Source organism: Psychromarinibacter sediminicola (genome assembly GCF_029168335.1).
GTDB lineage: Bacteria > Pseudomonadota > Alphaproteobacteria > Rhodobacterales > Rhodobacteraceae > Psychromarinibacter > Psychromarinibacter sediminicola.
In genome coordinates this window covers 1-26,923 of the sequence record NZ_JARGYC010000048.1, presented here as the reverse complement: position 1 = coordinate 26,923, position 26,923 = coordinate 1, and the positions used below count along the sequence as shown (strand labels likewise).

The window sequence follows — 26,923 nt, the reverse complement described above, 5'->3', positions numbered from 1 at the left end:
CTCCGGGGTCAAACGGTCGGCGAGGGTGTATCATGCGCCCCGATCCGTGTCAGTCCCCGAATTGAACACCCCTCGGCGGCGGGCGGGCGCCGCGGCCCGTACATGAAAAAAGGGCCCTAACGGGCCCTTTTTCCTTGATGATTCTCTCCCTGCCGGACTGGCCGACTTGTCTTGTGAGGCGAAAGCTACGGCCTTTGGTCGCAACCGTCAACAGGCAAGTTTTCACATTTCATAGTTGCATCTTAACCACACCAAAAAAATGCCGCGCCCGAAGGCGCGGCCAGTCTGACAGGGAGGAAGTCTGCCCGACGCACGCGAATGCGCGCCGGACGCGAACCTGTATGGCACTTAAGTGTTAACGATGTATTTTTGCGCCGTGCGGCGGAGAGGCGGAGCGATGGACAATCGGGTGTTCCTGGGCGGCGGCGGGCCGGAGTATGGCGAGAAACAGGGCCTGCGGCTCGACTATGCCAATCGCCACGGGCTGATCGCGGGCGCCACCGGCACCGGCAAGACGGTGACGGTGCAGATCCTCGCCGAGGGCTTCGCCGCCGCGGGCGTGCCCGTCTTCCTGTCGGACGTGAAGGGCGACCTGGCCGGGCTGGCCGTGTCCGGCTCCGCCGATTTCAAGCTCCACGACGCCTTCCGGAAACGCGCCGGCACCATCGGCTTCGACGAATACGCCTATGCCGCCTTTCCGGTCACCTTCTGGGATCTCTTCGGCGAGAAGGGCCACCCGGTGCGCACCACGGTGGCCGAGATGGGCCCGCTCCTGCTGGCGCGAATGCTCGATCTGTCGGAGGCGCAGGAGGGCGTGCTGAACATCGCTTTCCGCCTGTCCGACGAGGAGGGGCTGCCGCTCCTGGACCTCAAGGATCTGCGCGCGCTGCTGGTCTGGGTGGGCGAGAACGCGCCCGACCTCTCGCTCCGCTACGGCCATATCTCGGCGGCCTCCATCGGCGCGATCCAGCGCAAGCTCCTGGTGCTGGAGAACCAGGGCGGCGCGCGGCTGTTCGGCGAGCCGGCGCTGGATCTGGACGACCTGATGCAGGTGGACCCCGACGGCCGCGGCCGCGTCTCGATCCTCGCCGCCGACCGGCTGATGGCGGCGCCGCAGCTCTATGCCACTTTCCTGCTGTGGCTTCTGTCGGAGCTGTTCGAGGATCTGCCCGAGGTGGGCGATCCGGAGAAACCGAAGCTCGTCTTCTTCTTCGACGAGGCGCATCTGCTGTTCGACGACGCGCCCAAGGCGCTGATCGACAAGGTAGAACAGGTGGCCCGTCTGATCCGCTCCAAGGGCGTCGGCGTCTATTTCTGCACGCAAAACCCCGACGACGTGCCGCCGGACGTGCTGAGCCAGCTGGGCAACCGTATCCAGCACGCGCTGCGCGCCTTCACCGCCCGCGATCAGAAGGCGCTGGCGCGGGCCGCCGACACCTACCGCCCGAACCCGCGCTTCGACACCGCCGAGGCGATCCGGGATGTGGGGGTCGGGGAAGCGGTGACCTCGATGCTGGAGGCCAAGGGCGCGCCCGGCATCGTGGAGCGCACCCTGATCCGGCCGCCGTCGTCGCGGCTGGGCGCGATCACCGAGGCCGAGCGCCGCGCGGTCGTCGCCGCCTCGCCCGTGGCCGGCAAGTACGATGCCGTGACCGACCGCGACAGCGCCTACGAGCGGCTGAAGGCGCGCGCCGGAACGGCGGCGCGCGCGGCCGAGGACGCGCCGGAGGCCGAGACGCGCGAATTCACCGCCGGCCGGCGCTATGCGCCGGGGCGGGCCGGCGGCGGCGGGCGGCGCTACGGTTCCGACGACAGCATCGGCGGGGCGCTGACCGAGGCGCTGAAGACCGAGCTGCGCGGCACCACCGGCCGGCGGCTGGTGCGCGGGCTGTTCGGGACGCTGTTCAAGGGGCGCTGACGCCGCAAAATCTTCTAGAAGATTTTGACAGGGCAGGATTTTCTAGAAGATCGTGTCCCCCGCCTCACGCCTCACGCCTCACGCCTCACGCCTCCCGCCTCCCGCCTCACGCCTCGGGCCGGATCTTTAGCCGGGTGATCCGGTTGTCCTTGCGCGCCGCCACCTCGAAGCGGAAGCCGTGGAAGTTGAACACCTGGCCCTGGCTCGGGATCGTCTGGGCCTCGTGAATCACCAGCCCGGCGACCGTGTTCGCCTCCTCGTCGGGCAGCGACCAGTCGTTGGCGCGGTTCAGGTCGCGGATCGTCATCGCCCCGTCGACAAGGTAGTCGCCCTCGTCCGTCTGGCGCACGGGATGGTCCTCGTCCACGTCGAACTCGTCGGTGATCTCGCCGACGATCTCTTCGAGGATGTCCTCCAGCGTGATCAGCCCCTCCAGCGAGCCGTATTCGTCCACCACCAGCGCGAAATGCGTGTGGCGGCGCAGGAACTCGCGCATCTGGTCGTCCAGCGTCGTGGTCTCGGGCACGAAATAGGGCTGCATCGCCACGTCCATCACGTCGAACCCGGCGAACGGGTCTGCGCCGGCGCTGGCCTCGCGCGTGCGGGCGTACATCGCGCGCAGCAGGTCCTTGGCATGGATCACGCCCACGATGTTCTCGGGCTCGCCGCGATAGACCGGCAGACGGGTATGGGCCGAGGCGAGGCACTGGTCCAGAACCTCCTGCGGCGGCAGCTCGGCGTCGATCATCTCGATCTGGCTGCGGTGCAGCATGATCTCCTCGACCGCGCGCTCGGCGAGGTCCAGCGCCCCCAGGAGGCGGTCGCGGTCCTCCTTCTCCACCGCGCCCTCGTGATGGCCCAGGGTGATCGCGCCCATGATCTCCTCGCGCACGGCGAGGATCTGGCCCTCGGGGTCGGTCTGCACGCCGAACAGCCGCAACAGCCCGCGCACCAGCGCCCGCACGGCGCCCACGACCGGGTTCAGCACCAGGATCACCAGCCGGATCGCCGGCGCCACGAAGCTCGCCGCGCGCTCGGCATTGGTGATCGCATAGGTCTTGGGCAGCACCTCGGCGAAGATCAGCACCAGCAGCGTCATCACCAGCGTCGCGAGCGCCACGCCGCTTTCCCCGAAAAGCCGCGTGAACAGCGCCGTGGCGAGCGACGTGGCGAGGATGTTCACCAGGTTGTTGCCCAGAAGGACCGAGCCGATCAGGCGTTCGTTGTCCTCGGTGATGGTCAGCGCCGTGCCGGCGGCCTTGGACCCCCGGTCGGCCTGCGCCCGCAGCTTGCCGCGCGAGGCGGCGGTCAGCGCGGTCTCGCTGCCGGAAAAGAAGGCGGAAAGGACCAGAAGCGCGAGGATGGCGGCGGCGGAGCCCCAGAGGGCGGCGTCGAAGGTCATGGGTCGTCCTGTTTGTGCTGGGCCTGTTATGGGTTGGGCCGCGGGCCGTGGCAAGGGACCGGGCGGCGCATCGGTGTCAGCGTGCTGGCCGCGGGCCGCGGGCAGGGGGGCGACAAACCCGTTTCGCGGCCATCCGGTCTGCGCTAGCGTCCCGCGGGCGAACCGGCCAAGGGAGAGACCGACGATGGCAGAGGCTTCGGGGTACGTTCTGGTCCATGGCGCCTGGCACGACCGGCATACATGGGAGGCTGTGGTGCCGCCGATGCGCGCGGCGGGGCGCGACGTGGCCGTGCTCGACCTGCCGGGGGCGGGCGAGACCGCGGCGGTGCCCGAGAGCTACCGTCGCCGCCCGCTGGACATGGCGGCCTTCGCCAGCGAGCCGTCGCCCAATGCCGGCGTCACCCAGGACCAGCGCACCGACGCCGTGATCGCGGCGCTGCGCGACGTGAACGCGCGCACCGGCGGGCGCGCGGTGCTGGTGGGGCATTCGCTGGGCGGGCTGACGGTGAGCCACGTGGCCGAGCGGGTGCCCGAGGAATTGTCGGCGGCGGTCTACCTGACCGCCTTCCTGCTGGCGCCGGGCGTGCCGGCGGTGGAGATGATCGGTCATCCGCTGATGGCGCGGGCGCTGGTGCCGTCGCTGTTTCTGGCCGATCCCGAGCAGGTGGGCGCGCTGCGGATCGACCCGGCGTCGGAAGACCCCGACTATGTCGAGCGGATGCGCCTGGCCTATGCCGGCGACGTGACGCCGGAGGCGTTTGCCCAGGCGCTGCGCCATTTCCATCCCGACGAGCCGGCGCAGGTGGCCCTGGTGCCCTCGCCGGTGACGGCGGAGCGGTTCGGGTGCGTGCCGCGGCACTATGTCGAATGCACCGGGGACCGGGCGATCACCATCGAGGGTCAGCGCGAGATGGTGGCGCGGATGGACCGCGAGATCGGCGGCGCGACGCAGGTCCACACGTTGGGCGCGGCCCATTCGCCGTTCCTGTCGCTGCCCCGCGAGGTGGCCAGCCTGCTGCTGCGGATCGAGGCGCGGCCGCGCTGACCGGCCGGCGCCGCCGGCGCGTACGGCCGGGCGGGTGCTACCGCCGCCGGACGGCCAGCGCGTTCTGCGCCGCGCTGACCCGGATCGTCCGGATCCCGGCCAGCGTCTGGTCGGAGACGAACAGCCCCACGACCAGCTCGCGCGATTGCGGCGTGCCGGCGCGGGTCGGCTCCTGCGGCGGGAAGGCGCGGAGCTGATAATGCATCACCCCGTCCACCGGCAGGCCGGAATTCATCGGCAGGAGCGCGGCGTCGTAATAGCCCTGCCGCGGCGGCAGCCCGGTGGCCTTGACGATCGCGCCGCCCGGCACCTGTTCCAGCCGCAGATCGGCGATCTGGGTCACCAGCGGCCGCGGGTCGGCCGCGGGGTTCGACGTGTCCGTCGCCACCCGCTCGGACCGGCCGAACCAGTTCAGCGGGTTGATCGGCGAGTCCCGGACCGTGCCGCAGGCCGCCACCGTTCCCACCAGCGCCAAAGCGGCGATCACCCTGCGTGTCATGCCCACACTCCCTTCGCTTGCGTCCGGGTTAGCCGATCGCCCGCGCTTTGAAAAGCCCGGCCGCCCTTTACCTTTCGCCGGCGGAGGCTTACCTGACAGGCCGAACCGACACGACCGGAGCCGCCCGATGGCCACCCCCGCCTTCGAAGAGATCGCCGACACGTTCGACTTCCTCGACGACTGGGAAGACCGCTATCGCCACGTGATCGACCTGGGCCGCGCGATGGACCCGCTGGAGGACGCCTTCCGCGTCCCCGCCACCAAGGTCGACGGCTGTGCCAGCCAGGTCTGGATCGTCCCCGAGATCGAGGGCGACGGGGCGGATGCCAAATTCTCGTTCCGCGGCGACAGCGACGCGATGATCGTGCGCGGGCTGATCGCGATCCTGAAGGCGCTCTATTCCGGGCTGACCCTGCGCGAGGTGCTGGAGGTCGATGCCGCGGCCGAGCTGGGGCGGCTGGAGCTGCACGATCACCTGTCCTCGCAGCGCTCGAACGGGCTGCGGGCGATGGTGGAGCGGATCCGGGGGATCGCGGCGGCCGAGGCGGCGTGATTTCGGACGGCTTGCGCCGTTAGAGCCGGCCGGGGCTGTCGTTCGCTGTCCGACCGGTGGGGCGGGGCGGACGGGCCGGATGCGTATTTGGAACGAGAAGAAGGGCAGAGCGGCGCGTCGGGCGTCGGACCGGTGGCGCGGGATGGTCGGGGCGTTTGCGTATTTGGGGGCGAGAAGACGGGGCGGGGCGGTGCCTAGCGGGCGGCCCAGCTCTCGATATGGGACGCGAGGTCGCCGTAGCCGGTGAGGCGGCGCTCGTAGGCCAGGCCGAGGCGGTCGGCGCAGGCGCGGGCCTTGGCGTCGAGCGCGGGGTCGTCGGTCTGGGCCTGATAGACCAGCTTTTCGTAATTGCCGAAATACATGTCGCGCAGCTCGGGGTGGCGGTCGAGGCCAAGCGGCTTCCAGACGAAGGCGTCGAACTGCCGGACCAGGAAATCGGTGAGGTAGAAGGCGGTGATCTCGTCTTCGGCGCGGGCGGCGAAGGTGGCGTTGCCCTCGAAGAAGGAATAGCAATGCGGCCCCTCGACCATGTCGACGCCGAGCCTGCGGCAGGTCTCGGCCAGCCGCCCGCCGGTGCCGCAATCGGCATAGACGACATGGATCGCGGCATAGGCGTCGCGATGCGTCTCCACCGCCTGCGCGACCGCCTCGGGGATTTTCTCGGGCCGGTTGTGGAGGATCGCGGGCAGGCACATGAGCTCGATATGCGTCCAGCCGTTGGCGCGGATCAGGTCGAGGATCTCGCGCGCCAGCGCGCCGCAGGCGATCAGCAGGATGCGGCCCGCGCCCGCAGGGGCCAGGCCCTGTTCGGTGAGGGTGCCGTCGTCGGGCAGGGGCCCGTCGCGGTCGGCAGTGTCGCCGGCGTCGGCCATCAGGCCAGGCGCACGGCCGTGCCGTAGACCAGCACCTCGGAGGCGCCCTGCTGGATCATCGAGGTCTGCACGCGCGTCGCCACCACGGCGTCGGCGCCCAGCTGGTAGGCCTCGTCGATCATCCGGTCGATGGATTGCTCGCGCGCGCCGGCCATCAGCGCGGCGTATTCGCGGACCTCGCCGCCGACGAGGTTGCGCAGGGCGGCGACGATATCGGTGCCCAGGTGCTTGGCGCGCACGGTGGAGCCGCGGACGAGGCCCAGCACCTCGGAGATCTCGCGGCCGGGGACGCCGTCGGTCGTCACGACCAGCATGTCACTTTTCGATGTGGTCATAGTGATCGTCCTCGCGGCTGCCGATCCGGTCGGCGATCACCCGCCAGACCACGTAGCCCACCAGCGCGACGGGAATGAACGCGAACCAGGCCACCGGCATCTGCAGCGCGGTCAGCACCATCGAGGCGACCCAGACCGTGATCCCGGCGGCGACGACCACCAGGACGAGGATCAGGACGAACTTGTCGAGCGGCATGGCGTGTCTCCGTTGCACCCCCGCTTGTCGAAGTATGCGACGGGCCGCGTCATTTCAACAGAGCGAGCACGGCGCTGACCCCGGCCGGGGCGATCATGGTGACGATGTCGCGGATCCGGGGTTGCAGCCGGCCTTCGAGCAGCGAATGGAAGGCGCCGCCGTAGTGAACCGTGGCCAGCAGCGTGGCAAAGCGCAGCCGGTCGGCGCCGAGGCAGCGGGTCAGGCGGGCGTCCAAGGGCGGCGGCGCCGGATGGGCGAGAAGGCCGGGGAGCACAGGCGCAAGGGGGACCGCCGGCGGGCGCGGCCGCGGCACCGGGCGTGCCGGCGACAGGAAAGTCGAGGCGTGGAGCGTCGCGGGCCGGGCCGTGATGCGGGCCGTGGCGGCCGGGCCGCCGGCCGGTGCGGCGGGGGGCGGGCCCTCGCGCAGGGTGACGTCGACATCGCCGAAGGGGCCGGAGGCGCGGCCGGACCATTGTCGGGGCGTGTCCGGTTTCGCCGCCTTGTCGGCGGTGTCGAGCGCCTTCCGGGCCATCTCGTGCGCACTGGCATAGATGTCGAGGCGCACGGCGGGGCCGATATAGACCAGCCCGAGGATCACCGAGAACACCACGCCCAGCAGCAGAAGCCAGGCGCTGACGCCCGAGGCCAGGCTGTCGGCCAGCGCCGCGGGCGTGGGGTCGGCGCGCACCAGCACCTCCAGCGCGAGGCTCACCACCACCAGCGCGCCGACCATGGTGACCGCCAGCACCCGGACCATCGCGTTGACCAGCGTCACCGCGCTGGGGCCGGGGATCGTGGGATAGGTCGCGGGCGCGGCGCCCGGGGCCGGGTCGGGCAGGTCCAGCTGCGACAGCGCCTCCCAGATCCCGGCGGCGTGATCGACCGCCTCGCGCGGGGCGATCGGGCCGGCATGGACGAAGGCTTCGGTCATCTCGGGGTCGGGGAAGCTTTGCGACAGGGTGCGGGTGCCCAGGACGGTCAGCGTGACGAGGGCGGCGAACAGCCCCGCGACCAGCGCGACGCCGAGGACCGCGAGATCGGGGATGTCGGGGACGAGGGCGGCGCCGAGGAGGTCGGGCGCGTGGGTCGCGGCGGCGGCCCAGCTGCCCAGCGGTATGGCGCAGGCCAGGGTCAGCCCGGTCACCAGGGCCGGGCGGTTGGCGAAGAGGCGCGCGCGCAGACCGCCGCGGGTCGCGGCGCCGGCCAGCGCCAGGACCAGGGCGAGGCCGCCGACCGCCAGGACGGTGCCGAGCCAGAGCCAGGTCTCGGCGGCGGGCAGGTCCACCTGCCGGAGCCGCACGATAATGCCGCCGCCGAGCCCGGCGAGGCCGAAGGGCAAGAGCCAGGCGAGGAAGTGGCCGGTCCCGATCGAGTGCGCCGGGCCGTAGCGGGTGCGCAGCACCGGCGACCAGATGCGGCGGACCAGCCGGAGCTGGTAGAGGGTCATCACCGCCAGCAGCGGCACGAACAGCACCAGCCCGCCGATCAGCAGGAGCTTGGCGCGGTAGATGGCATAGGTCTTCGCGCCTTGGTCGACCTGTTCTGCCTGGGCGGCATCCACCAGCCGCTTCAGCGCCGCGTCGGCCGCATCGGCGGTGGCGGCGGAGTTGTAGGGGACGGTGTCGCCGGAGCTGCCGTCGCCCTCTGCCGCCGGCGGGCCGTCTTCGGCCGCGGTGTCGGCCGCTGTGATGTCGGCCTCCGTTGTGGCCGTGTCCGGCGCACCGGGCCGGCCGTCCTCGGCCTCCGTCGTCGCGGCATCCGCATCCGCCGCATCCGACGCAGCCGCCGGCGGCACGCCGGCTGTCAGCTCTTCGACCAGCGCCCGGCGCTTCGCCGCGCTCGCCGCCTCCAGCGCCGCGAGGTCGGGCGGGGTCACCACCGTCTGCGGCCCGATATCCGGCCCGAGCAGGTCGATGACCGGGATCAGCGCCACCGGGACGAGGCCGCAGAGCACGGCGAAGGTAAGGGCGCGGAGCCGCGGCCAGAAACGGTGCAGCTCCGGCGGGGACATCAGCGCCGGCATGGCCCCCTTGGCATGCGCCGCGTAGGCGCATTCCGTCAGGGTCGGGGCAATCGGCATGTCTCAAATCCCGGGCCGGCACGGTCGATGCCGGCAGGATAGGCCGGAGTCAGCCCGCCGCCAACTGGTTGTGCTTGCGCGCCATCATCTCCTTGGCCGTCTCCACCGCGACGGCGGCGTCGCGGCAATAGGCGTCGGCGCCGATGGCGCGGCCGAATTCCTCGTTCAGCGGCGCGCCGCCCACCAGCACGATATAGTTGTCGCGGATGCCCTTCTCGGCCATCTCGTCGATGACGACCTTCATGTAGGGCATCGTGGTGGTCAGCAGGGCGGACATGCCCAGGATGTCGGCATCGAATTCCTCGCAGGCCTCGATGTAGTTCTCTACGGGGTTGTTGATGCCGATATTCTTCACCTCGAAGCCGGCGCCCTCCATCATCATCGTCACCAGGTTCTGGCCGATGTCGTGGATGTCGCCCTTGACCGTGCCGATCACCATCTTGCCGATGGTCGGTGCGCCGGTCTCGGCCAGAAGCGGCTTCAGGATGGCCATGCCGCCCTTCATCGCGTTGGCCGCCAGCAGCACCTCGGGTACGAACAGGATGCCGTCTCGGAAATCGACGCCCACGATGGTCATCCCCTCGACCAGCGCCTTGGTCAGGATCTCGTAGGGCTGCCAGCCGCGTTCGAGAAGGATATTGACGCTCTCCTCGATCTCTTCCTTGAGGCCGTCATAGAGGTCGTCGTGCATCTGCTGGACGAGTTCGTCGTCGTCCAGTTCGCTCAGGATGATGTCTTCTTCTTCGTCAGCCATTCGGGCTCTCCGATTTGGCGCATCCGCGCCGATGGTTTGCAGTTTGTCTGAGCGATTCCGGTGGAATGCACTCAGCCTTTTGCGACATGGAGCATGCCGCAACCGACTTAACAGCGAATGAGCGCTGGCAAATGTTCTCGTTTGGTTCTATCTTTGCGCCATGAGCCTGCCAGACATCTCCGCCGAACGCCGCAAGGGGCGTGCCGCCGCGACCAATCCGGGGAGCCGGTTCGACCGGCTGCAGGCGGAGGCCGTGGACGACGGCTGGGAGCGCGACGAGGACCAGCCGCCGCTGCGCACCGAGGTCAGCGTCGAGCGGCCGCGCAAGGTGATCACCCGCAACAGCTCGCCCGACGTGGGGTTCGAGCGGTCGATCAACCCGTACCGGGGCTGCGAGCACGGCTGCATCTACTGTTTCGCCCGGCCGACGCATGCCTACCTGGGCCTGTCGCCGGGGCTGGATTTCGAGACGCGGCTGGTGGCGCGGCCGGAGGCGCCGGCGCGGCTGGCCCGCGAGCTGTCGGCGACATCCTACCTGCCGAAGGTGATCGCCATCGGCACCAACACCGACCCCTACCAGCCCATCGAGCGCGAGCACCGGATCATGCGCGGCATCCTGGAGGTGCTGTCGGAGTTCCGGCATCCGGTGGGCATCGTGACCAAGGGCACGCTGATCGAGCGCGATATCGACATCCTGGGCGAGATGGCGGCGGCCGGGCTGACGCGGGTCGGCATTTCGGTGACCACGCTGGAGCGCGATCTCGCCCGGCGGCTGGAGCCGCGGGTGCCCTCGCCGGCGCGGCGGCTGAAGGCGATCGAGCGGCTGGCGAAGGCGGGGGTCGAGGTGCGGGTCATGGCCTCGCCCATGGTGCCGGGGCTGACCGACATGGAGCTGGAGCGGATCCTGGAGGCGGCGCGCGACGCGGGCGCGGTGGCCGCCAGCTGGATCATGCTGCGGCTGCCGCACGAGGTGTCGCCGCTGTTCCGCGACTGGCTGGAGACGCATTACCCCGACCGCGCGGCGCGGGTGATGGCGCGGGTGCGCGAGGCGCATGGCGGCAGGGACTACGACCCCGAATGGGGCCGCCGGATGCGCGGGCAGGGGCAATATGCCGAGCTGATCGCGGCGCGGTTCCGGGTGGCGGTGAAAAGGCTGGGCCTGACGCACGATCTGCCGCCCTTGCGGACCGACCTGTTCCGCGTACCGCCGCGGCCGGGCGACCAGCTGGAGCTGTTCTGACAGCGGTTCGGTGTGGCAGGATTTTCTAGAAAATCCTGCCGGGTCAAAATCTTCTAGAAGATTTTGACGGGCGGGCTCTTCTGGAAGAGCCCGTTTGCGAGGGACGGGGCGACTGCGCATGCGCGTCACGCGCGGCGGCGCCGGCGCCTGGTCCGTTCCGGCTGCGGCGCCGCGTCGTCGGTGCCGTCGCTGGGCGAGGAGAAGCCGCCCAGCACCTCGGCGATGCGGTCGAGCGACGGGCGCGGGCCCTTTTCGTGGCTCTCCAGCGCGGCGCGCATCTTTTCCAGGTGCTCGGGCATGGTGCCGCAGCAGCCGCCGATGATCGTGGCGCCCGCGTCGCGCGCCAGCAGCGCGTATTCCGCCATCAGCTCGGGCGTGCCGTCGTAATGGATGTGGCCGTCCACGTATTTCGGGATGCCGGCATTGCCCTTGGCGATGATCGGGATCTCGCCGCCGACATTCGACAGGCCCAGCACGGTGCGCAGCAGATCCGAGGCACCGACGCCGCAATTGGCGCCGAAGGCGGTCGGCACGGTCGGCAGCTTCGCCGCCTGTTCGGCCCAGCCCTCCGAGGTCAGGCCCATCATCGTGCGGCCCGCGGTGTCGAAGCTCATCGTGCAGCAGAACGGCATGCCGGCGAGCCCCGCGGCCTCGGCGGCGGCCTTCATCTCCTCGATGGCGCTGATCGTCTCGACCCACAGCACGTCGGCGCCGCCTTCCTTCAGGCCCTCGGCCTGTTCGTGGAACATCTCGACGGCGCGCGCGTGGGTCAGGCTGCCCATCGGCGCCATGATCTCGCCCGTCGGGCCCATCGAGCCGGCGACGACCACCGGCCGGCCGGCGGCATCGGCGATCTCGCGGCCGATCTCGGCGGACAGGCGCGACAGCTCGCGGGCGCGGTGCTCGGCCTCGTGCAGCTTCAGCCGCGAGGCGTTGCCGCCGAAGGAGTTGGTCAGGAAGATGTCGCTGCCCGCATCCACCGCGCCCTTGTAGAGCGCGCGGATCTTGTCGGGCTCGTCCTCGTTCCAGAACTCGGGCGCGTCGCCGGAGCTGAGCCCCATGTTGAACAGGTTGGTGCCGGTCGCGCCGTCGGCCAGCAGCCAGTCGCGCGAAGAGAGCAGACGGGAGAGGGCGTTGTCGGTCATGGGGTCCTGTCCATATCGGGAAGGGCCGCGCCGAGGGGGCGCTGCCGGTTGCGTGAGGGGATGCCACCGCTGGGATTATGACGCAAATCTATAATCGTCATAAACTTCGTGAGGCCGTGCTCATGTTACCGGCGGCGCGGCCCCGTCGCGCCGCGCGAATCCGGGCGCGGGACGGCCGCGCCGGGCCGCCCGCTCGGCGGCCGGGATCGTCATTCGACAATGTTGGGAAAAGTCTGTCGACACGCGATCCGCGGCGGATGCGGCAACGCGGCGGAGCCGGGGCTCCGCCGGAGGGCCGGCCTGCGGCCGGGGGCGGCGTCAGCCGGGCAGTTCGTCGATCAGCTGGCCCTTGGCCTTGGCCATCAGCTCGACCATCTTGGCGCGGATCGTCGCCTCGTCGGTCTTGCCTTCGAGATCGGCGGCCACCTTGCGATAGACGTCCTCGTCGCCGGCCTCCTCGAAATCGGCCTTGATCACCTCGCGGGCATAGGCCTCGGCCTCGGCGCCGGTCTTGCCCAGAAGCTCGGCGGCCCAGAGCCCCAGGAGCTTGTTGCGCCGCGCCTCGGCCTTGAACTGCATTTCGGCGTCATGCGCGAACTTGTTCTCGAAGGCGCTCTCGCGGTCGTCGAAGGTGGTCATGGGGTCCTCTCAGCCTGCATACCGTTACCGCCAGATATGCCCGCGGGGGCGCCGTTCCGCAAGGGCGGGCTTGTCTTGCGGGTTGCGGCCTTCTGGCCTATAGGAACGCCGCATTGGGCGCGCTGCCGCGCCCGCGCGATCGGAGATTCCATGGCAAGGCGCAACAAGCTCTACGAAGGCAAGGCCAAGATCCTCTACGAAGGGCCCGAGCCCGGAACGCTGGTGCAGTACTTCAAGGACGACGCCACCGCGTTCAACGCCGAAAAGAAGGACGTGATCGACGGCAAGGGCGTGCTGAACAACCGCCTGTCCGAATATTTCATGTCCGGACTGAACAACATCGGCGTGCCGACCCACTTCATCAAGCGTCTCAACATGCGCGAGCAGCTGATCCGGCAGGTGGAGATCATCCCGCTGGAAGTGGTCGTGCGCAACGTCGCCGCCGGCTCGATGTCGAAGCGGCTGGGCATCGAGGAGGGCACGCCGCTGCCCCGGCCGATCATCGAGTTCTACTACAAGGACGACAAGCTGGGCGATCCGCTGGTCACCGAGGAGCATATCGTCGCCTTCGGCTGGGCGAACCAGCAGGATCTCGACGACATGGTCGCGCTGGCGGTGCGGGTGAACGATTTCCTGTCGGGCGTGATGCTGGCCGTCGGCATCCGGCTGATCGACTTCAAGATCGAGATCGGCCGCGCCTGGGAGGGCGACTTCCAGCGGCTGATCGTCGCCGACGAGATCAGCCCCGACAGCTGCCGGCTGTGGGACATCGAGAGCGGTCAGAAGCTGGACAAGGACGTGTTCCGCCGCGACCTGGGCAGCCTGGCCGACGCCTATACCGAGGTCGCCCGGCGGCTGGGCGTGCTGCCGTCGAACGTGACCCACGCGACGAAGCCGCATCTAATCAACTGACGGTGCCCGGTGGCGGGCGCCGGATGTGCGTATTTGGAACGAGAAGAAGCAGGGCGGGCGCTCTGCCGGGGGTGAGGGCATGAAGGCACGGGTTCAGGTGATGCTGAAGGCCGGGGTTCTGGACCCGCAGGGCGAGGCGGTGCGCCACGCGCTGGGGTCGCTGGGATTCGACGGCGTCGAGGGCGTGCGGCAGGGCAAGGTGATCGAATTGGACCTGGCCGAGAGCGATCCGGAGGCGGCGCGCGGGCAGGTGACCGAGATGTGCGAGAAGCTGCTCGCCAACACCGTCATCGAGAGCTACCAGATCGAGATCGGCTAGGATGCGGCACACCCAGCTCTTCTTCTGGCGCGAGCACCCGGACGGGCGGCGCGAGGTGAGCTGGCGGACCTGGGTGCTGATCTGGCTCCTGCCGGTGCTGTTTCTGGGGGCCGCGGTGCTGATGCTGGCCTGGGAGGGCTACCGGCACCTGGCGACCGTGCCCGCGCAGGGCGAGGTGGTGCGGGTCTACGCCTGGGAGGGCGACACGATCTTCGACCGCGGGATGGCGAATTACGGGCCGGTCTTCCGCTACACCTGGAGCGACGGGCAGGAGACGGAGGCGAGCGTCGGCATGTCCCATCCCGACTGGAACTTCGAGATCGGCTCGGTGCGCGAGATCCGCTATTTCCCCGACCGCAAGACCAACGTGGTGCTGCCGGGCGCGGTTAACTTCTATGCCGGGCTGATCATCGGGGGCATCGGGCTGGTTCTGCTTCTCCCGGCGCTGCTCGCGACCTGGCGGCTGCGGCGCTGGCAGGGGGCGGCGGCATGAGGGCGGCCGTGCTGACCGCCTATCGCGACCCGCTGGAGATGGGCGAGGCGCCCGATCCGGTCTGCCCCGCCGACGGCGTGGTGCTGGAGGTGCTGGCCTGCGGCGTGTGCCGCTCGGACTGGCACGCCTGGACCGGCACCGACCCCGACATCGCGCTGCCGCATATCCCCGGGCACGAGTATTGCGGCATCGTCGTGGAGGCCGGCGCCGAGGTGACGCGCTGGCGCCCCGGCGACCGGGTCATCGCGCCGTTCATCCTGGCCTGCGGGCGCTGCCCGGCCTGCCAGGCAGGGCATCAGACGACATGCCCGTCCCAGGTCGTGCCCGGCTTCACCGGGCCCGGCGCTTTCGCCGAGCGGCTGGCGGTGGCGCATGCCGACGTCAATCTCACGGCGCTGCCGGCCGGCATGGACCCGGCGCTCGCCGCCGCGCTCGGCTGCCGGGTGACCACGGCCTGGCACGCGCTGACCGGCCGCGCGGCGCTGCAGGCGGGCGAGTGGCTGGCGGTCTGGGGCACCGGCGGGATCGGCCTGTCGGCGATGCTGCTGGGCCGGGCGCTGGGGGCGCGGGTGGCCGTGATCGACGTGGTGGGCGAAAAGCTCGACCACGCCCAGGATCTCGGCGCCGACGCTGCGATCGACGCGAGCCACGGCGACCCGGTGGCGCATCTGCAGGAGATCACCGGCGGCGCGCATGTCGCCGTCGAGGCGCTGGGGGTCGAGGAGACGACCCGCAACGCGCTGTTGTCGCTCAGGAAACTCGGGCGGATGGTGCAAGTCGGAATGCCCGCGGGCAAGCATGCCGAGATGACCCTGCCGATGGATGCCGTCTATTCCGGGCAGCTTGCGCTTTATGGCACGCGCGGGATGCCGGCGCATCGCTACCCCAGCCTGATGGCGCTGATCGAGGGCGGGCATGTCGACCTGACCCCGCTGATCGCCCGCCGCGTCGCGCTGTCGGACGCCAGCGCCGAGCTCGCCGCCTTCGACGCCCCCGCGCCGCCGGGCGTGGCCGTCATCACGGATTTCAGCCGATAGGAGAGGCCAATGAAAGCCGCCGTCATCGTCTACCCCGGATCGAACTGCGACCGCGATCTCGCCGTCGCCTTCGAGCGTGCGGGGGCCGAGGTCACCAAGGTCTGGCACAAGGACACCGCGCTGCCGGCGGGGCTGGACATCGTGGGCGTGCCGGGCGGGTTCTCCTATGGCGACTACCTGCGCTGCGGCGCCATCGCGGCGCAGTCGCCGATCACCCGGGCGGTCATCGACTTCACCCATGCGGGCGGCCATGCCATCGGCATCTGCAACGGCTTTCAGGTGCTGACCGAGACCAAGGTGCTGCCCGGCGCGCTGATGCGCAACGCCGGGCTGAAGTTCATCTGCAAGACCGCGGGCCTGCGCGTCGCCACCACCGACAGCGTCTTTACCCGCGCGTACGACGACGGCCAGGTCATCCACCTGCCGGTGGCGCATCACGACGGCAATTACGTGGCCGACCCCGACACGCTGAAAGCGCTGCAGGATCAGGACCGTATCGCCTTTACCTACACCGACAACCCGAATGGCTCGGTCGCCGATATCGCCGGGGTCCTGTCGGAGAACCGGCGGGTGCTGGGCCTGATGCCGCATCCCGAGCGGGCGGTGGACGCGGCCCATGGCGGCACCGACGGGGCGGCGATGTTCCGCGCAATCGCGGGGCTCGTCGCGCCGGCGTGAGCCGGCCGCGCTTGAGCGGCACGCGACCCCGCCATAGACTGCGTTCATGAACGACACCGCCGGATCGCTCAGGGAGTCCGTGCGCAGCGCCCTGTCCTGGCGCGCGCGCATCGTTCTGTTGATGTTCATCGCCGCGGCCGTGACGGTGGTCTGGTTCACCAACCAGTTCCTGACCGAGCGCTACACGGTCGCCACCAAGAACCGCGCCGAGGTGCGGCAGGCGCTCTATGCCGGCAACCTGCTGTCGGAACTGCAGCGCAATTCCATCGTGCCGCTCCTGCTGGCGCGCGACCCGGTGCTGATCGGGGCGCTGAACTCGGCCGATCACAGCCGGTCGTCGCAGCGGCTGATCTCGGTCAAGGACGAGATCGGCGCCGCCTCGCTGATGATGCTGGACGCCGGCGGGCGCGTGGTGGCGTCGACGGACCGGCAGAACCTGGGCTCGGTCCATCGCCAGCAGCCCTATTACATCGCCGCGCTGCGCTCCAACGACACCGTCTTCAACGCCTTTCGCGGCGATAACGGGGTGATGCAGTTCAACTATTCCCGCCGGATCGAGGCGGGGGGCGAGCTGATCGGGGTGATCGTGGTCGAGGTCGACCTGCGCAAGTTCGAACAGACCTGGTCGACGATCTCGGACGCCGTCATCGTCACCGACAGCGAGGGCCAGATCATCCTGTCGACCGAGCCGAAATGGCGCGGGCTGACCGAGGCGGAGGCGCTGAAGCTGCGCTCGGCCCCCTCGGCGATCGAGCGGGCGATCCGGGCGACCGCCGACTGGGCCGCGCTGCCGACCGAGGCGTTCTATCGCGGCTCTGCGCTGATGCGGCTGGAAAACCGGATTCCGTTCCGCGGCTGGCGGATGGTGACCTTCACCACCTATTCCAGCGTGCGCGAGCGGGTGAACGGCGTTCTGGCGCTGGAGATCATGTTCTTCGCCATCCTTCTGGCGGGCGCGTTCTACCTGTCCAGCCGCCGGGCACTGGCGCGGTCGATCTTTTTTCAGAAGGAATCGGCGGAACTGCGCCAGCTGAACGAGGCGTTGCAGCGGGAAATCGCCGAACGCGAGAAGGCGGAAAAGAACCTGGAAGTCGCCGAGCAGACCATCGCGCAAAGCTCCAAGCTGGCGGCCCTGGGCGAGATGTCGGCCAGCGTCAGCCACGAGCTGAACCAGCCGCTGGCGGCGATGCGGACCTACCTTGCCGGCGCCAAGCTTCTGTTGCAGCGGCGGCGGCCCGAGGAGGCGCTGTCGAGCTTTTCCCGCGTCGACGATCTGATCGACCGGATGACGGCGATCACCCGGCAGCTCAAGAGCTTTGCCCGCAAGGAGGGCGACGCGCTTGAAGCCGTGGACGCAAGGACTTGTATTTCCTCGGCTTTGTCGATGATGGAGCCGCAGCTGAACAACCGCAAGGTGCGCATCACCCGGTCGCTGCCCGACGAGCCGGTGATGATCATGGCCGACCGCATCCGGCTGGAACAGGTGCTGATCAACCTGCTGCGCAACGCGCTGGACGCCACCAAGGAGACCGACGAGCCGGCCATCGACATCCTGCTGACCGTGGGCCAGATCGCGACGATCACCGTGCGCGACAACGGCCCCGGAATCGAGGATCTCGATTCCCTGTTCGAACCCTTCTATACGACCAAGGCGCCGGGCGACGGGGTGGGCTTGGGCCTTGCCATCTCCTCCGGCATCGTGAAGGACCTCGGCGGCCGGCTCTATGCGCGGAACGGTCGGGCCGGCGGCGCCGTTTTCGAGGTGCGGCTGCCGCTGATCGACGACGACGTGAGGGCGGCCGAATAGGGTGGACCAGGAATGACACAGGCCATGAAGATCGCGATCATCGACGACGAGCAGGACATGCGGCAGTCGATCAGCCAGTGGCTGGCGCTGTCGGGCTTCGACACCGAGACCTTCGGCAGCGCCGAGGATGCGCTGAAGGCGCTGGGGCCGGACTATCCCGGTTGCGTCGTCAGCGACATCAAGATGCCCGGCATGGACGGCATGGTGTTCCTGAAGAAGCTGATGAGCGTGGACAGCACGCTGCCCGTGATCATGATCACCGGCCACGGCGACGTGCCGATGGCGGTGGAGGCGATGCGCGTGGGCGCCTTCGACTTCCTGGAAAAGCCGTTCAACCCCGACAAGATGACCGAGCTGGCCAAGCGCGCCACGCAGCGGCGGCGGCTGATCCTGGACAACCGCGCGCTCAGGAAGGAGCTGTCGGACGGCTCGACGCTGATGAAGAAGCTGATCGGCGCCAGCCCGGTGATGGAGCGGCTGCGCGAGGATATCCTGGATCTCGGCCAGGCCGACGGTCATGTGCTGATCGACGGCGAGACCGGCACCGGCAAGACGCTGGTGGCGCATGCGCTGCACGCCGTCGGCGCCAAGGCCGGCAAGAAGTTCGTGCTCTTGTCCTGCGCGGCCAACGACAAGGCCACGCTGGGGGCCAAGCTGTTCGGCCCCGTCGAGGACGGCGGCGGCCTGCCGGCGCTGGAGGAGGCGCGCGGCGGCACGCTGGTGCTGGAGGATATCGAGAGCCTGCCGCAGGAGTTGCAGGCGCGGCTTCTGAGCTGGATGAACGACCAGGGCAATCCCCCCGATACGCGCATCGTCGCGATCTCGAACCTGCAGGAGCAGGGCAAGACCTGCGAGGACGTGCTGCGGCCGGACCTGTTCTTCCGGCTCGCCGCGATGAAGATCACCCTGCCGCCGCTGCGCCAGCGGGGCGAGGACATCCTGATGCTGTTCACGCATTTCTCCGAGCAGTTCGCCGAGGAATACGGCTGCGACGCGCCGCAGGTCAGTGCGCAGGAGGCGGCGCAGCTGCTGCAGGCGCCCTGGCCGGGCAATATCCGCCAGCTGATCAACGTGGCCGAGCGCGCGGTGCTGCAGAACCGCCGCGGCACCGGCACCATCGCCTCGCTCCTGATGGCCGAAAGCGACGACCAGCAGCCGGTGATGACCACCGAGGGCAAGCCGCTGAAGGAATATGTCGAGGCGTTCGAGCGGATGCTGATCGACAACACGATGCGGCGCCACAAGGGCTCCATCGTCGCGGTGATGGACGAGCTGTGCCTGCCGCGCCGGACGCTGAACGAGAAGATGGCCAAGTACGGGCTGCAGCGGTCGGACTACCTGTAGCCCGCCTGCGGCGCCATGTCCCCGGGGGCCGGGGCCGGCGGCGGAGGCGATGCCCCTGCGGCATGAACGGCGCGAATGGAGGGGCGTGATCGACGGGGCGGGCGCCGTTCCGACGATCCTGTTGACGGATCGTTGACACTCCTGCACTACCGTCCTGCGCGAGGCTCGCCGTATTTTCTCCATTGTAATGCGGCAGGCTTCGCCCTTATGTTACATGGCATCGCAACGGCGGTATTGGTCCGTTTTTGCGAACAGAATTGAATTTTCATGATTTTCCATAACACGGCTGGCGCCGGGGGATGATCATGAGAGGAGAACCAGGCCCCAAGGGCCGGGGAATCGCCCGACACAGCCCCCGTGGGCCGGGCCTTGAATGGTGTTCCGCGAACGGAATGCCGGAGAAGAACCGCGATGAGGCGCGCAGGACGTAACATGATCGAGCGGTGGGCCATCGGGTCCGCCGTCGCCCATGCGCGCGCGCCGACTCTCGCACAGACAAGACGGCCGGCAAGACCCCTAGCACCCCCGGGCGCGTCGGGGGTTTTCCGGTGTCGAAGGATAACATGGCAAAGAAAATGCTCATCGACGCCACCCACGCGGAGGAAACCCGCGTCGTGGTGGTCGACGGAAACAAGGTCGAGGAATTCGACTTCGAGACGGAGAACAAGCGCCAGCTAGCCGGCAACATCTACCTCGCCAAGGTCAGCAGGGTCGAGCCCTCGCTGCAGGCGGCCTTCGTCGAATACGGCGGCAACCGGCACGGCTTCCTCGCCTTCTCGGAAATCCACCCCGACTATTACCAGATCCCGGTCGCCGACCGCGAGGCGCTCCTGGCCGAGGAACGCGCCTATGCCGCGCAGCAGGCCGCGGAAGAGGACGAGGACAAGCCCAAGAGCCGCTCGCGCTCGCGCGGGGGCAGCCGCAGCAAGTCGAAGGACAAGGCCGAAAAGGCCGAGACCGCCGCCAGCGACGACGCCGTCGAAAGCCGCGACGTCTCCAGCGACGACATCCCCGGCATGGGCGTGGTCGACCTGGACGACGGCGACAGCGCCGAGGACGGCCCGGTCGGCCTGACCGAGGACGCGCCGGACGGCGGGGCTGCGGCGGAGGCCGATGGCCCGGCGCCGGCGGCCGGCAATGCCCAGGGCGACAACGGCAATGCGGGGCGCGGCGAGAACGGCCAGAACGCGGAGCAGGGCGATTACGACGAGCCCTATGCCGCGGTCGATCACGCGACCGAGCTGGATTCCGACATCGAGTCGGTCGCCGACGAGGACGTGGCCGAGGAAATCCGCCAGCCGCGCCGCGCCAAGCCGCGCAAGTACAAGATCCAGGAGGTCATCAAGGTCCGCCAGATCCTGCTGGTGCAGGTCGTCAAGGAGGAACGCGGCAACAAGGGCGCCGCGCTGACCACCTACCTGTCGCTCGCCGGCCGCTACTGCGTGCTGATGCCCAACACCGCGCGCGGCGGCGGCATCTCCCGCAAGATCACCAACGCCGCCGACCGCAAGAAGCTCAAGGAGATCGCGACCTCGATCGACGTGCCGCTGGGCGCGGGGCTGATCGTGCGCACGGCGGGCGCCAAGCGCACCAAGTCCGAGATCAAGCGCGACTACGAGTATCTGCAGCGGCTGTGGGAGCAGATCCGCGCGCTCACGCTGCAATCCATCGCGCCGGCGAAGATCTACGAGGAAGGCAACCTGATCAAGCGCTCGATCCGCGACCTCTATAACCGCGAGATCGACGAGGTGCTGGTCGAGGGCGAGGCCGGCTATCGCGTGGCCAAGGACTTCATGAAGATGATCATGCCGTCCCACGCCAAGAACGTGAAGCATTACGTCGACCCGATGCCGCTCTTCGCGCGCTACCAGGTCGAGTCGTACCTGTCCTCGATGTTCAACCCGACGGTGCAGCTGAAATCCGGCGGCTACATCGTGATCGGCGTGACCGAGGCGCTGGTGGCGATCGACGTGAACTCCGGCCGGGCCACCAAGAAGGGCTCGATCGAGGAGACGGCGCTCGAGACCAACCTGGAGGCGGCCGAGGAGATCTCGCGCCAGCTGCGGCTGCGCGACCTCGCGGGCCTGATCGTGATCGACTTCATCGACATGGAAGAGCGCAAGAACAACGCCTCCGTCGAGAAGAAGTTCAAGGACAAGCTCAAGACCGACCGCGCCCGCATCCAGGTGGGCCGCATCTCGGGCTTCGGCCTTCTGGAAATGTCGCGCCAGCGGCTGCGCCCGGGGATGCTGGAGGCCACGACGCAGGCCTGCCCGGCCTGCCACGGCACCGGCCTGATCCGCTCCGACGACAACCTGGCGTTGAACATCCTGCGCCAGCTGGAGGAAGAGGGCACGCGGCGCAAGAGCCGCGAGGTCTTGCTGAAGGCGCCCGTCGGGATCGTCAACTTCCTGATGAACCAGAAGCGCGAGCATGTCGCGGGGATCGAGGCGCGCTATGGCATGTCGGTCCGGATCGAGGCCGACCCGTTCCTGATCTCGCCCGATTTCTCCATCGAGAAGTTCAAGACGGCGAGCCGCCCGGTCACCGAGGCCTCGCCGGTCGTCTCGGTCGACGCCTCGCTGATGCCCGTCGAGGCCGAGGAGGAAGACGAGGCCCCGGCGCAGGCGGAGGCGCAGGCCGACGCCGCCTCCGGCCCGCCCGAGGGCGAGGAGAAGCCGAAGAAGAAACGCCGCCGCCGGCGCCGGCGCCGCGGCAGCGGCAACGGCAATGGCGAGAGCGGCGAGCAGTCCACCGATCAGGGCCAGGAGGCCGACGCGAAGGACACCGGCGACAAGGATGGCACGTCCGAGGCGCCGAAAGCTCCCGAGCCGGCCGAGGCGAAGGCGGACGAGACCGCCGAGGGGGCGACGCCTTCGGAGGAGGAAAAGCCGAAGAAGCGCCGCCGCACCCGCACGCGGTCGAAGAAGCCCGCTGAGACGACGGAGTCGCAGGATCAGCCGGCCGACGCCGAGGCGAAGGCCGCCGAGGGCGCGGCCGCGCAAGCCGACGAGACCCCGGCCCCGGAGACCGCCGAAGCCCCGGAGGCAAAGGCGGAGAGCACCGAGTCGGCGCCCGAACCGGCGGTCGAAGAGACGGCTGCGCCGGAGGCTGAAGCTCCGGAGGCCGAAGCTGCCGCGCCGGAGGCGGAAGCCGTCCCGGAGCCCGAAGCCGCAGCGGAGGCCGAACCCACGGAAGCGTCAACCGCGAAGGACGCCGCACCGGAAGAGGCCGCACCGGCAGAGGCCGCCGAACCCGAGGCGGAGACGCCACAGGCCGCGACGGAAGACACCGCCGAAGACACCCCCGCGCCAGAGCCGGAGCCCGAGGCCCCAGCCGAGGACGCCGAGGACAGCGCCGAGCCAGAGCCCGCGATGGCCGAGGCCGAGGAGACGTCGAAGCCGAAGAAACGCGGCTGGTGGTCGGTGGGCCGCTGATCTCACGAAAAGGGCGCCCCCGCGGCGCCCGTTTTCGTCAGCCCCCCTTGCGCACCACGTAACGCTGCGCGTCGCCCGCCGGCTCCGACGCGATCAGCGCGTGCCCCTGCTCGGCGCAGAAATGCGGCACGTCCACCACCGCGACGGGATCGTCCGCCAGCATCCGCACCACCGCGCCGTCCGCCAGCCCCTGCAGCACCTTGCGCAGGCGCAGCACCGGCAGCGGGCAGATCAGGCCGCGCGCGTCGATCTCCTCGTCGGGTGTCATGCAGGCCGCATAGGCCACCCCGCGACGCCTTGTCCACGGGGATGTGACTCCGCGCCGCGTGACGCCGCCGCCGCCACGCGATATGACGACCCCGGCAAGCACGGGGACCGCCACGCATGTTCGGGATCGACATCATCGACGCAAGCCTTCTGCCGGCGATGCTGGTGGCCGTCGCCGCGGGGTTCCTGTCCTTCCTGTCGCCCTGCGTCCTGCCGATCGTGCCGCCCTACCTCGCCTATATGGGCGGCGTGACGATGACCGAGATGACCGGCGATCTCTCGGGTCGCCGCCGGGTGCTGATCTCGGCGCTGTTCTTCGTGCTGGGCCTGTCGACCGTGTTCCTGTTTCTGGGCTTCACCGCCTCGGCCTTCGGCTCGTTCTTCCTGCAGAACCAGGACTGGTTCGTGATCGTCGCCGGGCTGATCGTGATGGTCTTCGGCGCGCATTTCATCGGCATCTACCGCATCGGCTTCATGGACCGCGAACTCCGGATGGAGGCCGGCGACCGCGGCGGCAGCGCCTTCGGCGCCTATGTGCTGGGTCTCGCCTTCGCCTTCGGCTGGACGCCCTGCATCGGCCCGCAGCTGGGCGCGATCCTGTCGCTCGCCGCCTCCGAGGCGAGCCTGACCAAGGGCACCACGCTTCTGGGCGTCTACGCGCTGGGGCTGGGCATTCCGTTCTTGCTGGTGGCGCTGTTCTTTCCGCGAATGCAAGGCGTCATGGCCTGGATGAAACGCCACATGGACCGGATCGAGAGGATCATGGGGCTGCTCCTGTGGACCGTCGGGCTGATGATGCTGACCGGCCAGTTCAGCGCCTTCTCCTACTGGCTTCTGGAACAATTCCCCGCGCTCGCGACCATCGGGTAACGGTCCGGAAACGGGTCAGGCTTATTTTCGCCCAAAACGTCGCCTAGCCTGCCGGGCAAAGCGACAAGAGGCCGAGCCATGGCGCCCGAACCGAGCAGCTGCGTCAGGAAACGCCGGGTTTTCTACATTCCCGGCTACGACCCGATTCATCCCCGCCGCTACCGCGAGCTCTACCGCACCGAATCCGCGAAACAGGCGGAGATCTCGGGCTACGAGATCGGCATTACCCCGCGCCGGGGCGACCGCTACGGCTGGAACGTCGCGGCGACGATGGACGGCCAAAAGGTCGCGGCCTCGGTCGAGGTGCTGGTCTGGTCCGACCTGGTGCGCGCCTCGATGTCGAACACGATCCCCGCCACCTACCTGCAGCTTGTGCGCACCGCCTGGACCTACATCGCCTCCGGCACGCTGCGGCGGCTGATGTGGATGCGCAAGGGGCCGGTGATCGCGGCGCTTTACCCGGTGGGGATGCTGCTGGCGCAGCTCGTCGCGGCGCTGCTGGTCGGCGCGCTGCTGGGCATGGCGCTGTCGGGCGGCATCGGCTGGGGCGTGGACCGGCTCCTGGGCCTGTTCGGGTGGACGGCGGGCGGCGCGGTCTGGACCGCGGTGCTCGACGCGCTGTGGTGGGCGGGCCTTCTCGGCGGCGCCGTCTTCGTCCTGCGCTGGTTCAAGGCAAGGGACGGCAAGCTCTACGCCTATTACCTGATGCACGACTACGCCCATAGCTGCCAGCACGGCGGCGCCTATCCGCAGGATCTCGAACAGCGGCTGGCCGAGTTCGGCGACGTGATCGCCGCCGCGCTGACCGACGAGGTCGACGAGGTGCTGGTCGTCGGCCATTCCTCGGGCGCGCATCTGGGCGTGTCGATCCTGGCCGACCTGATCCGGCAGACCCGACTGCCGGCGAACGGGCCGAAGCTGTCCTTCCTGACGCTGGGGCAGGTGGTGCCGATGGTGTCGTTCCTGCCGAAGGCCGACCGCCTGCGCGCCGACCTGAACTTCCTGTCGCAGCGCGACGAGATCGCCTGGATCGACGTCACCGCGCCCGGCGACGGCTGTGCCTTCGCGCTCTGCGACCCCGTCGCCGTCTCCGGCGTGGCGCCGGACAACCAGCGCTGGCCGCTCGTCCTCTCGGCCGCCTTCACCAAGACGCTCGCGCCCGAGACATGGAAGGCGCTGCGCTGGCGCTTCTTCCGGCTGCACTTCCAGTATCTCTGCGCCTTCGACCGGCCGGGCGACTACGACTATTTCCGCATCACCGCCGGGCCGCGCACACTGGGCGAGCGCTATGCCGGCCGCGCCCCGTCGAAAAGCCGCATCGACGTGCCCGCGTCGCGTTACACCAGCATGGCCGCATGAACCTGCACAGCCCCCCGAAACCGACCCCGCCGAAGCCGCCCGCGCGCGAGGGCCGCGTGTCGCTCTGGCGCTACGCGAAGCTCTTCCGCCAGGACATCCTGTCGGCGCAGCCCGCCAAGCTCTACCGGGCCTGGATGGCGGAGTTCCGCACGCCGTTCTTCCGCTCCTACCTGGTGAACCAGCCCGACCTCCTGCGCGAGGTGCTGACCGCCCGGCCGATGGACTTCCCGAAATCCGGGCGGGTGGGCGAGGGGCTGCGCCCGCTGCTGGGCAACTCCGTCTTCCTGACCAACGGCGAGACCTGGCTGCGCCAGCGCCGGATCATCGACCCCGCCTTCGAGGGCGGCCGCCTGCGCGACACCTTCCCGGCGATGCACGCCGCGGGGCAGGCGGCCGTCGCCCGGCTGGCCGCGCGCGAGGGCGTGGTCGAGATCGAGGAGGAGATGAGCCACGCCGCCGCCGACGTCATCTTCCGCACGCTGTTCTCGATCCCGATCGAGCACGAGGTGGCGTCGCAGGTGTTCCACGAGTTCCGCGCCTACCAGCGCAGCCAGCCGATCCTGAACGTCGCCGCCTTCCTGCCGCTGCCGCGCTGGATGCCGCGCTTTCACCGCCGCCGCACGAAGCGGGCGGCGAAGGCGATCCGCCACCTGATTACCAAGCTGACCTCCGACCGGATGTGGGCCATCGAGGCGGAAACGGCGCCGAACGACCTGGCCACCAAGATCATGACCACGGCCGACCCCGAGACGGGCGAGTTGTTCGACACCGACGAGATGGTCGACCAGGTGGCGATCTTCTTTCTCGCCGGGCACGAGACCTCGGCCTCGGCGCTCGGCTGGGCGCTGTACCTGCTGGCGCTCTTCCCCGAGGTGCAGGAGCGCGTGGCGCGCGAGGCGGCGGAGGCGGGGCCGGAGATCGCGTTCTCCGACCTGTCGAAGCTGCGTTTCACCCGCGACGTGTTCCGCGAGGCGCTGCGGCTCTACCCGCCGGTGCCGATGATGGTGCGCGAGACGACGGCTTGCGAGCATTTCCGCGACCGGGAGCTGGCGAAGGGGTCGCAGGTGGTGCTGAGCCCCTGGCACCTGCACCGGCACGAGCGGCTGTGGGAGCGGCCGGACGAGTTCGACCCTGACCGCTATGCCACCGAGAACGGCCGCAAATGCCTGCGCGAGGCCTACATGCCGTTCTCCGCCGGCGCGCGGGTCTGCACCGGCGCGGGCTTTGCCATGGTCGAGGGGCCGCTGTTGCTGGCGCTCCTGGTGCGCGCCTTCCGGTTCGAGCGGGTGCCGGGCGACGACCCGGTGCCGGTGGCCTATCTGACGGTCCGGGCGAAGAACGGCATCCGGCTGCGCGTGACGGCGCGGTAGGTCTCGGACCGCCTGCGGCGGTCCGATCCGCTGGGGGGGACGCTGTCCCCGTCGCCATTGTCTCTCGGACCAATGGCGCGACAATGGCCCCCCCCCCTGGAGTACTTTCAGCCAGAAGAAGCAGCGGGCGTCGGTCGGATCGGGCCCTGGGGTCCGTTCTGGCGGTGCCGCGCCGGTATCGGACGGCGCGCGGACGGACCATACTACACGACACTGCTTCCTTTGCATTGCCGGATTGCGGCCCCGGTCGAGCGGAGCGCCGTGCAGCGCCGACCCGCCGGGTCGCGGTCGAACTTTGCGCTGTCGGAGACATAAGCATGAATGTCGGACACTTGGCACGATCCTCGCCAGA

General features: G+C 69.4%; 25 protein-coding genes. 15 read left to right on the top strand and 10 right to left on the bottom strand.

Annotation, left to right across the window (positions count from 1 at the left end; all coding sequences use genetic code 11):
- Positions 1-397: 397 nt before the first annotated feature.
- Positions 398-1,918 carry a helicase HerA-like domain-containing protein gene (locus P1J78_RS16660; protein ID WP_275568507.1) on the top strand — a complete coding sequence of 507 codons (1,521 nt, stop codon included), beginning with the start codon at positions 398-400 and terminating at the stop codon, positions 1,916-1,918.
- A 106-nt stretch (positions 1,919-2,024) separates the two neighbouring features.
- Here P1J78_RS16660 and P1J78_RS16655 read toward each other — a convergent pair whose 3' ends face one another.
- On the bottom strand, positions 2,025-3,320 hold the full coding sequence (locus P1J78_RS16655) for an HlyC/CorC family transporter (protein ID WP_275568506.1): 1,296 nt from the start codon (positions 3,318-3,320) through the stop codon (positions 2,025-2,027).
- Positions 3,321-3,504: 184 nt separating this feature from the next.
- Here P1J78_RS16655 and P1J78_RS16650 point away from each other — a divergent pair, with 184 nt between their 5' ends.
- Positions 3,505-4,365: an alpha/beta fold hydrolase gene (locus tag P1J78_RS16650; RefSeq protein WP_275568505.1), complete on the top strand. Its 861-nt coding sequence runs from the start codon at positions 3,505-3,507 to the stop codon at positions 4,363-4,365.
- A 37-nt stretch (positions 4,366-4,402) separates the two neighbouring features.
- On the opposite strand, the gene P1J78_RS16645 is transcribed toward P1J78_RS16650, so the two are convergent.
- Positions 4,403-4,864: a hypothetical protein gene (locus P1J78_RS16645; RefSeq protein WP_275568504.1), complete on the bottom strand. Its 462-nt coding sequence runs from the start codon at positions 4,862-4,864 to the stop codon at positions 4,403-4,405.
- A gap of 127 nt (positions 4,865-4,991) precedes the next feature.
- Here P1J78_RS16645 and P1J78_RS16640 point away from each other — a divergent pair, with 127 nt between their 5' ends.
- The gene (locus P1J78_RS16640) at positions 4,992-5,417 is read left to right on the top strand and encodes a SufE family protein (RefSeq protein WP_275568503.1); all 426 of its coding nucleotides are present in this window, start codon (positions 4,992-4,994) and stop codon (positions 5,415-5,417) included.
- 194 nt (positions 5,418-5,611) lie between these two features.
- Here P1J78_RS16640 and P1J78_RS16635 read toward each other — a convergent pair whose 3' ends face one another.
- The 5 genes from P1J78_RS16635 to P1J78_RS16615 are packed head-to-tail and all read right to left on the bottom strand — an operon-like array spanning position 5,612 to position 9,654.
- The gene (locus tag P1J78_RS16635) at positions 5,612-6,289 is read right to left on the bottom strand and encodes a DUF1638 domain-containing protein (RefSeq protein ID WP_275568502.1); all 678 of its coding nucleotides are present in this window, start codon (positions 6,287-6,289) and stop codon (positions 5,612-5,614) included.
- Positions 6,289-6,624: a YbjQ family protein gene (locus P1J78_RS16630; protein WP_275568501.1), complete on the bottom strand. Its 336-nt coding sequence runs from the start codon at positions 6,622-6,624 to the stop codon at positions 6,289-6,291. Before P1J78_RS16630 ends, P1J78_RS16635 begins: the two co-directional genes overlap by 1 nt.
- On the bottom strand, positions 6,605-6,820 hold the full coding sequence (locus P1J78_RS16625; protein ID WP_275568500.1) for a hypothetical protein: 216 nt from the start codon (positions 6,818-6,820) through the stop codon (positions 6,605-6,607). The genes P1J78_RS16630 and P1J78_RS16625 overlap by 20 nt, the downstream gene beginning before the upstream one ends.
- A gap of 49 nt (positions 6,821-6,869) precedes the next feature.
- Positions 6,870-8,900 (bottom strand): hypothetical protein, encoded by a 2,031-nt coding sequence (locus tag P1J78_RS16620; protein ID WP_275568499.1) that lies wholly within the window; start codon positions 8,898-8,900, stop codon positions 6,870-6,872.
- Positions 8,901-8,949: 49 nt separating this feature from the next.
- Entirely contained in the window at positions 8,950-9,654 is a 705-nt protein-coding gene (locus P1J78_RS16615) for a cobalamin B12-binding domain-containing protein (RefSeq protein WP_275568498.1), read from the bottom strand.
- Between the two features lie 160 nt (positions 9,655-9,814).
- On the opposite strand from P1J78_RS16615, the gene P1J78_RS16610 reads away from it, so the two are divergent.
- Positions 9,815-10,894, top strand: a complete 1,080-nt coding sequence (locus tag P1J78_RS16610; RefSeq protein WP_275568497.1) for a PA0069 family radical SAM protein — start codon at positions 9,815-9,817, stop codon at positions 10,892-10,894.
- A 125-nt stretch (positions 10,895-11,019) separates the two neighbouring features.
- On the opposite strand, the gene bmt is transcribed toward P1J78_RS16610, so the two are convergent.
- Both bmt and P1J78_RS16600 read right to left on the bottom strand, forming a co-directional pair.
- On the bottom strand, positions 11,020-12,039 hold the full coding sequence (gene bmt / locus P1J78_RS16605) for a betaine--homocysteine S-methyltransferase (RefSeq protein ID WP_275568496.1): 1,020 nt from the start codon (positions 12,037-12,039) through the stop codon (positions 11,020-11,022).
- A 318-nt stretch (positions 12,040-12,357) separates the two neighbouring features.
- Positions 12,358-12,678 (bottom strand): DUF1476 domain-containing protein, encoded by a 321-nt coding sequence (locus P1J78_RS16600; RefSeq protein WP_275568495.1) that lies wholly within the window; start codon positions 12,676-12,678, stop codon positions 12,358-12,360.
- A 150-nt stretch (positions 12,679-12,828) separates the two neighbouring features.
- On the opposite strand from P1J78_RS16600, the gene purC reads away from it, so the two are divergent.
- The 8 genes from purC to P1J78_RS16560 all read left to right on the top strand — a co-directional run bounded on the left by purC (position 12,829) and on the right by P1J78_RS16560 (position 22,705).
- A complete protein-coding gene (gene purC, locus P1J78_RS16595; protein WP_275568494.1) occupies positions 12,829-13,590 on the top strand; it encodes a phosphoribosylaminoimidazolesuccinocarboxamide synthase in 762 nt (253 codons plus the stop codon).
- 79 nt (positions 13,591-13,669) lie between these two features.
- A complete protein-coding gene (purS, locus tag P1J78_RS16590; protein WP_275568493.1) occupies positions 13,670-13,909 on the top strand; it encodes a phosphoribosylformylglycinamidine synthase subunit PurS in 240 nt (79 codons plus the stop codon).
- A 1-nt stretch (position 13,910) separates the two neighbouring features.
- On the top strand, positions 13,911-14,402 hold the full coding sequence (locus P1J78_RS16585; protein WP_275568492.1) for a hypothetical protein: 492 nt from the start codon (positions 13,911-13,913) through the stop codon (positions 14,400-14,402).
- On the top strand, positions 14,399-15,439 hold the full coding sequence (locus tag P1J78_RS16580; RefSeq protein ID WP_275568491.1) for a zinc-dependent alcohol dehydrogenase family protein: 1,041 nt from the start codon (positions 14,399-14,401) through the stop codon (positions 15,437-15,439). Before P1J78_RS16585 ends, P1J78_RS16580 begins: the two co-directional genes overlap by 4 nt.
- A 9-nt stretch (positions 15,440-15,448) precedes the next feature.
- A complete protein-coding gene (purQ, locus tag P1J78_RS16575) occupies positions 15,449-16,117 on the top strand; it encodes a phosphoribosylformylglycinamidine synthase subunit PurQ (RefSeq protein WP_275568490.1) in 669 nt (222 codons plus the stop codon).
- A 46-nt stretch (positions 16,118-16,163) separates the two neighbouring features.
- Positions 16,164-17,924, top strand: a complete 1,761-nt coding sequence (locus P1J78_RS16570; RefSeq protein ID WP_275568489.1) for a sensor histidine kinase — start codon at positions 16,164-16,166, stop codon at positions 17,922-17,924.
- Positions 17,925-17,936: 12 nt separating this feature from the next.
- A complete protein-coding gene (locus tag P1J78_RS16565) occupies positions 17,937-19,268 on the top strand; it encodes a sigma-54-dependent transcriptional regulator (protein WP_275568488.1) in 1,332 nt (443 codons plus the stop codon).
- Between the two features lie 563 nt (positions 19,269-19,831).
- Positions 19,832-22,705: an Rne/Rng family ribonuclease gene (locus P1J78_RS16560; RefSeq protein ID WP_275568487.1), complete on the top strand. Its 2,874-nt coding sequence runs from the start codon at positions 19,832-19,834 to the stop codon at positions 22,703-22,705.
- 37 nt (positions 22,706-22,742) lie between these two features.
- Here P1J78_RS16560 and P1J78_RS16555 read toward each other — a convergent pair whose 3' ends face one another.
- Positions 22,743-22,973, bottom strand: a complete 231-nt coding sequence (locus P1J78_RS16555; RefSeq protein ID WP_275568486.1) for a sulfurtransferase TusA family protein — start codon at positions 22,971-22,973, stop codon at positions 22,743-22,745.
- Between the two features lie 116 nt (positions 22,974-23,089).
- Between P1J78_RS16555 and P1J78_RS16550 the strand changes: the two genes are divergently transcribed.
- From P1J78_RS16550 to P1J78_RS16540, 3 genes are all read left to right on the top strand, one after another.
- Positions 23,090-23,842 (top strand): cytochrome c biogenesis CcdA family protein, encoded by a 753-nt coding sequence (locus P1J78_RS16550; protein WP_275568485.1) that lies wholly within the window; start codon positions 23,090-23,092, stop codon positions 23,840-23,842.
- A gap of 78 nt (positions 23,843-23,920) precedes the next feature.
- Positions 23,921-25,201, top strand: a complete 1,281-nt coding sequence (locus P1J78_RS16545; protein WP_275568484.1) for a hypothetical protein — start codon at positions 23,921-23,923, stop codon at positions 25,199-25,201.
- Positions 25,198-26,571 carry a cytochrome P450 gene (locus P1J78_RS16540; protein WP_275568483.1) on the top strand — a complete coding sequence of 458 codons (1,374 nt, stop codon included), beginning with the start codon at positions 25,198-25,200 and terminating at the stop codon, positions 26,569-26,571. Before P1J78_RS16545 ends, P1J78_RS16540 begins: the two co-directional genes overlap by 4 nt.
- Positions 26,572-26,923 lie beyond the last annotated feature (352 nt).